The organism is Caulobacter henricii (assembly GCF_001414055.1).
GTDB classification, from domain to species: Bacteria; Pseudomonadota; Alphaproteobacteria; order Caulobacterales; family Caulobacteraceae; genus Caulobacter; species Caulobacter henricii.
Map to the genome: position 1 here is coordinate 1381981 of NZ_CP013002.1, position 12632 is coordinate 1394612.

At 61.1% G+C, this 12632-nt stretch carries 7 protein-coding genes; 1 reads left to right on the forward strand and 6 read right to left on the reverse strand.

Translation table 11 applies throughout. The features are described 5' to 3' along the window. Positions 1–528: 528 nt before the first annotated feature. A complete protein-coding gene (locus tag AQ619_RS06540; protein WP_166504154.1) occupies positions 529–6039 on the reverse strand; it encodes a beta strand repeat-containing protein in 5511 nt (1836 codons plus the stop codon). 223 nt (positions 6040–6262) lie between these two features. Between AQ619_RS06540 and AQ619_RS06545 the strand changes: the two genes are divergently transcribed. Next, entirely contained in the window at positions 6263–7018 is a 756-nt protein-coding gene (locus AQ619_RS06545; protein ID WP_166504155.1) for a helix-turn-helix transcriptional regulator, read from the forward strand. Between the two features lie 258 nt (positions 7019–7276). On the opposite strand, the gene AQ619_RS06550 is transcribed toward AQ619_RS06545, so the two are convergent. The 5 genes from AQ619_RS06550 to AQ619_RS06570 all read right to left on the reverse strand — a co-directional run bounded on the left by AQ619_RS06550 (position 7277) and on the right by AQ619_RS06570 (position 12417). Beyond that, complete coding sequence (locus AQ619_RS06550; RefSeq protein WP_062145643.1) at positions 7277–7711, reverse strand: hypothetical protein; 435 nt, start codon at positions 7709–7711, stop codon at positions 7277–7279. A gap of 956 nt (positions 7712–8667) precedes the next feature. Beyond that, positions 8668–9033, reverse strand: a complete 366-nt coding sequence (locus tag AQ619_RS06555) for a hypothetical protein (protein ID WP_062145645.1) — start codon at positions 9031–9033, stop codon at positions 8668–8670. A 241-nt stretch (positions 9034–9274) separates the two neighbouring features. Beyond that, entirely contained in the window at positions 9275–10036 is a 762-nt protein-coding gene (locus AQ619_RS06560) for a hypothetical protein (protein WP_166504156.1), read from the reverse strand. A 182-nt stretch (positions 10037–10218) separates the two neighbouring features. Beyond that, positions 10219–10626, reverse strand: coding sequence for a winged helix domain-containing protein (locus AQ619_RS06565; protein WP_166504157.1), 408 nt, complete (start codon positions 10624–10626; stop codon positions 10219–10221). Positions 10627–11199: 573 nt separating this feature from the next. Then, positions 11200–12417: a tyrosine-type recombinase/integrase gene (locus AQ619_RS06570; protein ID WP_062145651.1), complete on the reverse strand. Its 1218-nt coding sequence runs from the start codon at positions 12415–12417 to the stop codon at positions 11200–11202. Between the last annotated feature and the right edge of the window lie 215 nt (positions 12418–12632).

Here is a 12632-nt window from a genome sequence, read left to right on the forward strand (position 1 = left end):
CGGCGGCGAGGTCTGACGCGACGTCGATCAGAGATCCAGCTGCCAGCCATAGCAGACCCCTCGGTAAAGCTCCGATATGGGGACCCTCCGCGCCGGTGGTGAAGGCTGCCAAGAAAAGCCATCCGCGTAACTCACGGTGCGCCCAAACGCGCTGCGCTTAGCGGTCGCCGCCTCCTGTCTACTGACCCTCTAGGCTGTGACGCTCTCTTCGGCGTCGCAGCCTCGGCCGGCGATTCCTTCAGCGAGCGCTGCCTTCGCCGCTGAAACCAACGCCTCGCCCTCAGTCGACAACCGTACAAGCTCGCTGTCAGGCAGATGCCGTTAGTGATCAGCAAGCCGCTCTTGCTAGGTCATGATGTCCCCATCAGTCGACAAAGCCATGCCAACTGGTGCTGAGACCTACAAGTTCTTGTGCATGGCCAGCTGGCAGAGATTCAAACTGGTGACCAAAATGCCGGAAACCGGTCGGGCTACGCTCCGAGAACAGCGCCAGAGCAAGAACGCTCCTTTACGGAAAACTCCTCCCGACTAGACCCCGAAGATCCAACCTTCGCCCGCTGTTGGGTTCTGAAAGCTCAGGAGAACCAGGCTGTCGCCATTATCAAAGGTGAGCACCGTATCATTACCCACTAGCGCCACTGAGTAAGCCGCCCCTGGGTCCAGAAGTATGCGATCGCCTTCAGCAGGGTTGAAGTCGGTGACAATGTCTCGTCCCGCTCCCCTGGAGAAGTAGAACTGGTCTGCCCCAGCACCGCCCGACAGGGTGTCGTTTCCTAGATCGCCGGAGACGAAGTCGTTGCCGCCGCCGCCAAACACCTGATCGTCTCCTTGACCGCCCCGGACGGTATCGTTGCCCAGATCGCCAAAGACGAGATCGTTGCCCGCGTTGCCATGAACCAGATCGTTGCCCTGGCCCCCGTGCACGCTGTCATCGCCGAGATCGCCGAAAACCAGGTCATCGCCAAAGTTGCCTTGAGCCAGATCGTTGCCCTGGCCCCCGCGCACCAGGTCATCGCCGGTATCGCCGAAGATCCGATCATCGCCCGCGTTGCCTTGAACCAGATCGTTGCCCGTTCCGCCCGAAACGGTGTCCGCACCCGCTCCGCCTGACAGTGTATCGGCCCCGGCATCACCCTGAATCAAATCAGTCGAGGGGCCTCCGGTCACCTGATCGTCGCCGTCGCCGGCAGAGACGCTTCCTCCGCTATCCGAGATACTGATCACATCATTGCCGCCTGTCGGCTGAGGCTCGGCCGATGGTGGAGGAGGAGGAGGAGGAGGAGGAGGAGGAGGAGGCGGCGGCGGCGGAGGCGGCGGAGGCGGAGGCGGAGGCGCGGCAACCGTGTCGATGGCATAGTTGCCGGAGTTGGTGGTGCCGGTTCCGGCGTTACCCGCCGCGTCAGCGACCCCGGTGTTGTTCAGCGTGATGAGGTTCGTCGCGTCGGTGATCGCGGCGGTGGGGGTGAGGGTTGCCGTCCAGGTGATGCCGCCATCGGAGGACGCCACGTTGGTGAGCGTGCCGTTGTCTATGGTCAGGTCGGCGTTGGTGAACCCGGTCACAGCCTCGGAGAAGGTGATGGTCACGCCCGAGGTCTCGCCGACGGTCAGCGAGGTGTCTGCCACGGCGATGGTGGCGGTCGGGCGGGTCGTGTCGATGGCGTAGTTGCCGGAGGTGGTGGTGCCGGTTCCGGCGTTACCCGCCGCGTCAGCGACCCCGGTGTTGTTCAGCGTGATGAGGTTCGTCGCGTCGGTGATCGCGGCGGTGGGGGTCAGGGTTGCCGTCCAGGTGATGCCACCATCGGAGGACGCCACGTTGGTGAGCGTGCCGTTGTCTATGGTCAGGTCAGCGTTGGTAAACCCGGTCACAGCCTCGGAGAAGGTGATGGTCACGCCCGAGGTCTCGCCGACGCTCAGCGCGGTGTCCGCCACGGCGATGGTGGCGGTCGGGCGGGTCGTGTCGATGGCATAGTTGCCGGAGTTGGTGGTGCCGGTTCCGGTGTTGCCCGCCGCGTCAGCGACCCCGGTGTTGTTCAGCGTGATGAGGTTCGTCGCGTCGGTGATCGCGGCGGTGGGGGTCAGGGTTGCCGTCCAGGTGATGCCACCATCGGAGGACGCCACGTTGGTGAGCGTGCCGTTGTCTATGGTCAGGTCAGCGTTGGTAAACCCGGTCACAGCCTCGGAGAAGGTGATGGTCACGCCCGAGGTCTCGCCGACGCTCAGCGCGGTGTCCGCCACGGCGATGGTGGCGGTCGGGCGGGTCGTGTCGATGGCGTAGTTGCCGGAGGTGGTGGTGCCGGTTCCGGCGTTACCCGCCGCGTCAGCGACCCCGGTGTTGTTCAGCGTGATGAGGTTCGTCGCGTCGGTGATCGCGGCGGTGGGGGTCAGGGTTGCCGTCCAGGTGATGCCACCATCGGAGGACGCCACGTTGGTGAGCGTGCCGTTGTCTATGGTCAGGTCAGCGTTGGTAAACCCGGTCACAGCCTCGGAGAAGGTGATGGTCACGCCCGAGGTCTCGCCGACGGTCAGCGCGGTATCCGCCACGGCGATGGTGGCGGTCGGTCGGGTGGTGTCGATGGCGTAGTTGCCGGAGTTGGTGGTGCCGGTTCCGGTGTTGCCCGCCGCGTCAGCGACCCCGGTGTTGTTCAGCGTGATGAGGTTCGTCGCGTCGGTGATCGCGGCGGTGGGGGTCAGGGTTGCCGTCCAGGTGATGCCACCATCGGAGGACGCCACGTTGGTGAGCGTGCCGTTGTCTATGGTCAGGTCAGCGTTGGTAAACCCGGTCACAGCCTCGGAGAAGGTGATGGTCACGCCCGAGGTCTCGCCGACGCTCAGCGCGGTGTCCGCCACGGCGATGGTGGCGGTCGGGCGGGTCGTGTCGATGGCATAGTTGCCGGAGTTGGTGGTGCCGGTTCCGGTGTTGCCCACCGCGTCAGCGACCCCGGTGTTGTTCAGCGTGATGAGGTTCGTCGCGTCGGTGATCGCGGCGGTGGGGGTCAGGGTTGCCGTCCAGGTGATGCCACCATCGGAGGACGCCACGTTGGTGAGCGTGCCGTTGTCTATGGTCAGGTCAGCGTTGGTAAACCCGGTCACAGCCTCGGAGAAGGTGATGGTCACGCCCGAGGTCTCGCCGACGGTCAGCGCGGTATCCGCCACGGCGATGGTGGCGGTCGGTCGGGTGGTGTCGATGGCGTAGTTGCCGGAGGTGGTCGTGCCGGTTCCGGCGTTACCCGCCGCGTCCGCGACCCCGGTGTTGTTCAGCGTGATGAGGTTCGTCGCGTCGGTGATCGCGGCGGTGGGGGTCAGGGTTGCCGTCCAGGTGATACCGCCATCGGAGGAGGCCACGTTGGTGAGTGTGCCGTTGTCTATGGTCAGGTCAGCGTTGGTGAACCCGGTCACAGCCTCGGAGAAGGTGATGGTCACGCCCGAGGTCTCGCCGACGCTCAGCGCGGTATCCGCCACGGCGATGGTGGCGGTCGGCCGGGTGGTGTCGATGGCGTAGTTGCCGGAGGTGGTCGTGCCGGTTCCGGCGTTACCCGCTGCGTCCGCGACCCCGGTGTTGTTCAGCGTGATGAGGTTCGTCGCGTCGGTGATCGCGGCGGTGGGGGTCAGGGTTGCCGTCCAGGTGATACCGCCATCGGAGGAGGCCACGTTGGTGAGTGTGCCGTTGTCTATGGTCAGGTCGGCGTTGGTGAACCCGGTCACAGCCTCGGAGAAGGTGATGGTCACGCCCGAGGTCTCGCCGACGCTCAGCGCGGTGTCCGCCACGGCGATGGTGGCGGTCGGTCTGGTGGTGTCCGGCGGCGTGATGTCGATATTGACCGTGCCCAGCGTCACGGCCCCCGAGCCGTCATTGGCGGTGACGGTCAAGGTCGCGGCATTGTTGCCGCTCACGTTCGAGGGGCCAGTGTATTGGATGTTCGAGGCGGTGTTCAGATAGGCATCGATGTCGGAGGCTGTGCCCGACAGCGTCAGGGCCGCCGTCCCGGAGTTGGTGATGGAGACGCTGCCACCCGTGGTGGCCGCGATGGTTCCGGCTGAAGCCGTCAGGACGACGGTGATGGTCCCGCTCGTGTCGGGATCGCTCAGAGTGACCGCTGACAGGTTCAGGTTGGAGGCTACGTTTTGATCCACCGTCACATCGGTCGGCAGACCCGTCGCCGCAGGCGCGTCAGCTACGGCGGTGATGGCAATGTTGAGGGTGGAGGTGACGGTCGTTGAACTGTCATTGGCGCTGATCGTCAGAACGGTCGACGCAGGCGGGGCGTCCGTGTTCGCATTGAACGCGATTGTGGAGCTGGAATCGGAGTTCAACAGGGCGCTCACCTGCGCGGCTGTACCCGTAATCGTCAGAGTGCTTGTGCCGGTGCCGGCGACCGAAGCGCCACTTGTCCCGGCTGTGGCGGAGAGCACGCCATAGGTCGTTGACAGGGTTACGGTCTGGATGTCGGCGGCGTCCGCATCGGCGATGTCGATGCCGCTGTTCTTGAGGCTCAGAGGCACCTGTTCGACAGCCGCCAGGACTGGGCTAAACACTTGAGCCTTAATTGCAAGGTAGCTCGTATCGCCGACCGCCCCGCCGACGCTTCTGCTATCGTCCTGCCAGGTGATCACAAACCCGCCGTTCGACAGGGCGGTAATCTGGGGGGAAGTTTGGTAACTCGAGGTGGCGGTGTTGACGAGAATCTCGCTCCCGACTGCCGTCCCGTTTGCAGCGAATACTTGTGCCTTGACTGCACTGTCGCTCGTATCGCCCTCCGCACCGCCGACACCTGCGCTAGAGTCTCTCCAAGTGATAACAAAACCGCCGTTCGGTAGGGCGGTGACATTCTGTTCAAACTGATCGCTTGCTGTGGCGGTGTTGACACGCAACTCGCTGCCGACTGCTGTCCCGTTTGCAGCGAACACTTGAGCCTTGATTGCTGTGCCGCTCGTGTCGCCGCCCGCTCCGCCGACACCTGCGCTATAGTCCTTCCAAGTAACGACGAACCCACCGTTCGACAGGCCGGTGATCTGTGCCGACTGTTGAATGCTTTGTGTCGCGGTGTTGACGAGAATCTCGCTACCGACGGCCGTTCCATTTGCGGCGAACACTTGAGCTTTGATTCCAGTGAGGCTCGTGTCGCCGGTCACGCCAGGGTATTGTCCGCTTCCGTCCGTCCAAGTGACGGCGAATCCGCCGTTCGAAAGGGCGGTGATATTCTGTTCATACTGATTAAATACTGTGTTGGTGTTGACTAGGAGTTCGCTCCCGATAGCCGTCCCGTTCGCGGCGAACACTTGAGCTTTGACCGCAGTGCTGCTCGTATCGCCGCCCGCTCCGCCGACACCTGCGCTAGAGTCCGTCCAGGTCACGACGAACCCGCCGTTCGAAAGGGCGGTGATATCCGGTGTGACCTGACTGCCTGCTGTGGCCGTGTTTACAAGCAGCTCGCTCCCGACTGCCGTCCCGTTTGCAGCGAACACTTGAGCTTTGATGGCAGTGTTGCTCGTATCGCCGCCTGCCCCGCCGACCCCTGCGCTAGAGTCTTTCCAGGTGATCACAAACCCGCCGTTCGACAGGGCAGTGATCTGGGGAGACTCTTGGATGTTCGTTGTGGCGGTGTTGACCCGCAACTCGCTGCCGACTGCCGTCCCGTTCGCAGCGAACACTTGAGCCTTGATTGCAGGGCCGCTCGTATCGCCGCTTGCCCCGCCGACACCTAAACTAGCGTCCGTCCAAGTAACGACGAACCCACCGTTCGAAAGAGCGGCGATTTTCGGAATAGACTGATTGTTTTGTGTGGCTGTGTTTACTAAAAACTCGCCCCCGAATGCTGAACCGTTTGACGAAAACAATTGCGCTTTGACCGAACTGCCGCTCGTATCGCCGCCCGCCCCGCCGACACCTGCGCTATTGTCCTGCCAGGTGATCACAAATCCGCCGTTCGAAAGAGTTGCGATCTGCGGATTATATTGAAAATCTTCTGTAGCGGTGTTGACGAGTATTTCGTTTCCCGTAGCGGCAAAAGCAGCGGAAATATTTATAGTCGGTGCAGGCATGGGGAACCTTTAGAGATTTGGCCCGAAATCTATCGATCAACCCGATCAGTGCAATTATGGATTTCCATAGGTCAGTGTCGCCGGAGGCGCTCAATGAGCGCGAGGCTAGATCGGACTTCTGACGTTGCCGGGGCTCGGTCGCACAACCGTCAGGTTTGGAGCGTTGATATCCGAAGACGGGGCCCGTAGGTTTCACGCCTCAAGTTTTGCAGATATGGGCGGCGTGGACGGCGTGAACGGTTTCAGTGTGCAAGATCTGCTTGATGAAATGTCTAAAGCTGTCGATCTGAAGTTGCGGTTCGAGACCCTCACAAAGAGGTTGTCTGCGATTGGACTGGATACGGTGAACTACGCGGTGTTTGTTCCGCCCGAATCCGGCATTTCCAATGCCGATGTTTACTTTCAGACGACCCTAGCCGAAGATTTTATGACGTTTTACTACGATGAGAATTTTGCCGAAAGTGATCCTCATGTCAGGAGGCTGCGCGAGGGTCATCTCTCACCTTACGCTTGGAATGAGAATGACCTGGGTCTCGCCAGTCTGAACGAGCGCGAAGTGCTCAACGCAGGCGTTGAGGCGGGTTTGAGGTCGACACTCTGTGTCCCACTGCCCGTCCCGCTGAACCCTTTCACGCCGGCTGGCGCCTTCAATCTTGGATCCACCATGTCAGCGCGGGACTTTGACCTGGTCCTGAAGGAGCATGTGCAGGAGCTACTGACAGTCGCGCACATATTTCATAACGCATCTGTCCAGCAGACCTGGTCGGCCCATAGGGGATCAGTCCCGCTGACCATTCGCGAGCGGGACTGCCTGCGCTATTTGATGGAGGGGATGCGGTATGACGCCATTGCCCACGCCATGGGATTGGCCGTTGTGACCGTAGAGGTTCACGTCAGTAACGCTCGCAGAAAACTCGGAGCGCGAACCGCGACTGAGGCGGTCGCGAAAGCGTTAGTGCGAGGCGAAATCTCGTTGTGAGTAAGGATGGAAATCCGTAGCCTTGACAGGCGGTGGCTTACGCTCCTCACCAATCCCAAGAGCACGAACTCGCTATAGGTTCAGCGAGTGGCGTTTGAATATGGGCTGACCCGACTGCCACTGTGTTAGGCCCCCGATATTACCCAGCCTTATACGCCTGACCTGTTTGAGCGGATGCTTCACGTTCGGATAGCGTTGCTATGGAAGGCTGCATGACCACTGTCTTTAAATTGGTCAAAAGCCGTCGAAGCCGCCCGCTCACGGCCTCTCGAACAGGTGACCCCAGCGGCGATTGATAGTCGCGGCCATCATGCGTTCAAATGCTGCATCCGCCAGATCCCAAGCATACAACAAGCGCTCTCGGTTCAGGCCTCGTGGCCTGGGCTTCCCCTTGTCAGGCCACAGGCGTTTTTCGAGCCGGCGAGCTCTGTCACGCATCCGATCGATCTGGTCATTGGACTGCGATTGGTAGGTGAGGCGATGGGCTTGGCGAGAAGCGAACACGCCACCGACCGATGGCATGACCTCACACCGGCGCCCTTGCTTGGGGCAGATGAAATAGTACCGCCGGCCACCGTACCGCATGGCTTGGCTCACCAACCGGATTGTCTGTTCACGCGGGTCGCCATTGAAGTTGAAGCGGATCACCACCAGGCCGTCATCGGCGTCGATGAGATTGACCGTGAAACCCACGCTTCCAGTTTCCTCACCGGTCGAAGTCCGGGTCCAGCGCAATACGCCAGACGTGATTGCGCCAGGTCGCAGGAAGCCCTGGCGGCGCATGAAACGAAGGTCGAGGCGGATTGCGGCATCGACTGTTCCCCGGTTTCGCGTCCGGTATCGGCCTGAACTGGATCCGCCCATATTTTCCGAAATCCTTTGGCTAAGGGGACATTTTATCGAAGGACGGCGGTTTCCTCCAAAAAATAGCACTGCTGATAACAGTCAAGATATCCGGGACGACGGCCCCATTCTTCATCCTCACAAGAGAGCTCTACTCAGCAGGAGCCTCTTTGATGTTCAACAACCGATCCGCAGCGCCCGCTCGTGCAAGAACTCGCGTCAACGTTTTCGCTGCGGTTTTCGCATGCAACATGGCCCCCGAACTCGTTCAATCCACGTCTGGAGTGGCCAACGCCGCAAGGTCGGGCGCGCCAGCTATCAAGGTACCAAACGGCTAGATTTCAGGGACAAACCGAAATGGGCGCGTGATTGAAGATTTGTTCGTCGGTGGTTGCCTCCGCGAAGCCGCTCGCTACGGCGACCTCTGGGGCGCGCTACGGTCCCGGCTTAGCTACCCGTCGGGGGCTAACTAGACGTCGTCAGCCGACTTGACGATCAGCGCCACGCCGATAGACACCTTGAAGGTCTGCTGATGGAGCGGACGCCGAATGCCGCTTTCGACCCTGGTCGGACGCTAGATGCTCCCCCTTCGCGGGAACTGTCGCAGAGCGACTGAGGGGGCAGCGCCGGCGTGAGTTGTATTGATCTCTATCTGGGTTAGCGCCGTGTTGCCTCCTCCGGCCCTCCGGGGCACCTCCCCCAGAGGGGGAGGATCGAAGGTCCGACAACCAACATTAGCGGACGTTGGCAAGTTTCGTATGGGGCAGTCTAGACGTGACCCGACCGGCATACGGTCTGGTGCGGGTTCAGAGGCGGTCTAGATACCAGTCCTCGCCAATCGTCAGAACGCCTTTCTGGATCGAGTAGGTTGCGGGACTCTTGAGGTCAGCGCCGGTCCAGATCAATTGGTTGCCGCTTACGCTCCACTTGAACGGATGCGAGAACAGCGGCACGCCGAAGACTTCGGTGACGTAGTGTCGGCCAGTGCCGTCGGCGTTGAAATCAAGACGGCCGAGGCCCGACGTCCACGTGCCTACGAGCGCGGGGTCGATGTTAGCGTCGGCCTTGGCAAGTTGGAATTGGGCCTGCGCTTGAACGGGTGCCGGCGATCCGGCGCCCAACCCTACAGCGCAGCATGCGGCACCGAGCAACGCCCATCGAATTGTTTTCATTAGCCAAATCCTTGGAGCAAGTTTCACACTGAATTTTTGATCATGGCCGCTCGCGCTTCACAACCTATGGATTTCCATACTGCAAAACGGCGCTCTTTGGTTTTTGGACATCGCGCGGTGTCCGCTGTCCAACCTTCCAGGAAGTTGCGAACGTGCGCTTGCGGGCGTCCATCGGCGTGGCGCTGACTGACCAGATGTCTAGCGCTGGCCGTCCAGTGTGCTGACGTCCTCTAGCTGGCAGTTAAATCGGACAAGCTTGCGCCCGCGCCGCCGGTCCAAGGTTCTGGGATATACCGCAACGCTTGCCGATGACGACGCCGCCGGGTTCATCGCGCTCAATGCCCAGGCGCTCACGGGCGCTACGGTCGGCACCCTTCAAGATGTAGTCGAGCACCTCGCCCAAATTGACGCGGTAGTCTTCGCCACCAGCTAGGGCTTGTCGCAGGTTCCTGCCAATGCGACGGGTCAGCACCACTTTCGAACGCCACCGGGCACCACAGGCCTTCAGCCAACCTCGCTGACGTCGATGGAAGTCACGGGCCAGCTCTGGGGGTAGGTGAAAAACGATGTGAACGTGGTTGCCTTTGGCTGGCCCTCCCTCCCGCGTCCAAGCCCAACCGAATTGACCACCGCGCGAGCGGATCCAGTCGCCGGCAAGCTTCAGAAAGCGCCCTGTCGCGGCCAGGTCATCGGTTACGCCCGCGCGCTCCCAATGAATGGTCTTGAAGGCGTTGAACGGCAATCCGGTCAGTTCGGCATGATTTGACGCCTCTAGCACCTTGCGTGCGTCCGACTCACTCAACGCGATGGTCCGCCGTGAGGCTGTGTTCCGTGCACCACCCCTACCCGGGAAAGGCACGAAGTCGCGGCATGGGCTGCAACTCTTATAGATGGATGAGGCGAGATTGGCGGGATGGCCCGACTGGTCAATTTCATGGGCGGTTTCAACGGCTTCGCTTGCTGTTGAGGACGCCGCGAAATGCGCTTTCTTCGCAAGTTTCAAGTCTGGACCATCTCGGAAGGATTGGGACTGTGAACGCTACTCACCTGCGGACACGGTGCTTACGCCCGGGGGGTAGCCATGCCGACGACGGCGCGTGCGCGCGTCAGGAAGCCCGAGAACGGCCCGGAAGCGCCAGCGGTTGCTATGCCGCAAGAACACCCCGGACCGCCCTTAGCTGTGCCTTAGGCGGCTTCCGCGCGCCCTTGTTTGAGTGAGGTGACGGGACAGGCAAGGCTGTAGTGCGCCACGACTGCACCGCCGGCGGTGGTTTCACTATCCGTCGCAATCGGCATGCCCAAACGCCGCAGCTTATGGATATAGGCCGATGTAAGCCGCGCGCAGCCACGGTCAGAGGCCTCGTCGGAGGTGAAGCCCGCCTTCTCCTTGGTGAGAAGCAGGGCGAGGGTTTGCGCCTCCCGACCGCCTACCAGAAGATCAGGGCCATCGACCCCGATGCGGACCCAAAGTTTAGGCTTTTCAGTCCGGCTCGCGGTGGTTACGACAGGGTGCCCGCTCTGCAAGTTGGCAACCCGAACCCCGTTTGCGATTGCCGTCGCGGCGGGGTTCATCTCGTTTTGGGGACTACTCATGCGGCCCCCGAAAGCTTCGCGAACAAGTCATCGATGGCGCTGCGATAGATCATGCGGCGACCGCCGACCTTGAAGCTTTGAAGCTCTCCCGCCTTCATGAGTTCATAAAGGCGACTGCCACTTAGGCTTGAGTAGCTAACCGCCCCTGCGACGGTGAAGGCAATCGGGTCTGTTTGGGTTCTCGTCGGTTCTGTTCGTTTCTGTCGGGTTTGGATCATCAAAGTTTGGTTCCTAAGCTGTCCTAGCGAAGCGCATACGCTGCGCTAGGAAAACCGTAGCGAAATAGAGCGCTTGGGGAAGGGGGCGGTGGGCATCCTTTTTGATAATGCCGTTTTGACCGGCATCGGCTGGATGCGAATACCCGTACGATTTCTACGAACAAAGCCTGTACTTAGGGCCTCGCTGCTTGACCGAAATCGGTAAATTTATCTTTTCAAAACAGATATATAGCTGACCGAATTGCTAATTTCTCGATATTGAGACCAATTCTCAAAAATAGCCGCTGAAACCTGTTTATGTTTTGTGTTTGTTCTTTGTGCGCCAGGTATCGGTCAATGGCAACCGACCTTGCTGCTATATTTTGGCCCGGGAAACAGGCGTCACTTTCGATTCGATGGCGCGCCGCTCGCAGAACCCAGCCCACGCCTCCATAAGCTTGCGCCGCTTCTCTAGCGCATCGCCCCGCCGGTAAGCCTGTTCTGTGGCGTCGCCGACACTATGGGCCAGCGCGGCCTCTGCTACCTCGCGGGGGAAGTTTGTTGCCTCGCCAGCCCAGTCCCGAAAGCTGGATCGGAAGCCGTGCGGTGTGATTGCGCCACGGTCCAGACCCATGCGGATGAATAGGGCGCTAAAAGCCGCGTCTGAGAGGCTGGCGTCCTTTTGATTGGGGAACACAAAGGCACCGGCCTTGCCGCCGGTAAGCGGCATTACCTTGGCCAGCAGGGCGAGCGCCGACACCGACAGCGGCACCCGATGCTCGCGGCCCGCTTTCATGCGTCCTTCGGGTACCGTCCAGACCTTGGCATCCAGATCGAACTCAGCCCAGGTCGCGCCCCGTACCTCGCCGGATCTAGCCGCAGTCAGGATAAGGAACTCAAGAGCGAGCGCTGCGATAGCGTCACGGTCTCTCAGCTGGGCGACAAAGGCCGGAACGTCGCCATAGGGCATAGCGGCATGATGGCCGCGAGTGAGCTTCTGGCGAGCCGGTAGAAGGTGATCCAGATGGCCCGACCACCGCGCCGGGTTCTCGCCTTTCCTAAAGCCCTTGGCCTTGGCGGCGTCGAGAACACGGGCGATGCGCTGTTGCAGTCGCGACGCTGTTTCCGGCTTCTCGGACCAGATCGGTTTCAGGGTCTCAAGTACATGGCTGGTCTCGATACGGTCGATCCGCATCGGCCGCAGGGGCGCGGCGTCCTTGGTCAGGGTCGTGGACCATTGCGCCTTGTGCTTGTCGTTCCTCCATTCGGCACTCAGGACCGCCACCAGTTCGTCGGCGAAGTCGCCAAAGGTTGGGATGGCCTTCAGGGCCTGTTTGTCCTCAAGGGGGTTCTTACCTTCCCCTATCAGCAGCCGCGCCGCCGCCGCCTTACCGCGCGCCGTGGCAAGGGAGACATTCCCGACGCCGCCCATGCCCATGTCTCGAAGCTTGCCATCCCACCGGAAGCGAAAAACCCACTTCCGCGAGCCGGTGGCGCTGACCACCAAGTAGAGGCCTCCGCCATCGGAATAGCGCCCCGGCGCGGTTATGGCCGTCGCGGCCTTGGGGGGGAGTTTGTTTATCTCGCGAGCCATGGCGGTCCCAACATCGCCGGTCCCTACTTTGGTCCCTATCGGTCCCTACTAAAGGATAGGATGTATTGGGACAAGCTCGGAAGGTCGACATTGCTAGAGATTGATTTTCAATGGCTATTTCGAACGCGACGAAGATGCCTGGGACGATGGTTGATCGGACTCCGTCTCCGCCACCTACCCTCATTTTCATTGCCGCCGGGCGAGTCCGGTCGAGA